1 protein-coding gene is annotated in these 265 nt (G+C 69.1%); it reads right to left on the bottom strand.

The window, feature by feature from the left end:
* Positions 1 to 33: 33 nt before the first annotated feature.
* Positions 34 to 265, bottom strand: a 232-nt coding sequence (locus AC2ETI_RS32760) for a hypothetical protein (protein ID WP_483635069.1), incomplete at its 5' end; no start/stop codon positions are given.

Raw genomic sequence — 265 nt, 5'->3', positions numbered from 1 at the left:
GTGTTTTTGTGTACAGTAATGCTCGGGCGTGCGTCAGGCGGCGGCGAACGCCACCTTCTGGCGCGGGTCGGCAAAGGCCGGTTCGGTCGCCGGCACCACCGGGATCTCGACCCCGATCCGCTCGGCCAGGGTCAGTTCCACCTCGGCGAGCAGGTCCCGCCGCATGTCCGCGCGGGGGGTGTCGTCGAACCAGTTGAGGAACCACCGGCAGGCGGCCGGTGCGCCGAGCCGGTCGTCGGCTTCGAAGCAGCACTTGGCGAAGAAC

This window comes from Rhodococcus sp. MurmanLake-1 (genome assembly GCF_056945715.1).
The sequence above is the reverse complement of the archived record's forward strand: the minus strand, read 5'-3'. Positions and strand labels throughout refer to the sequence as shown.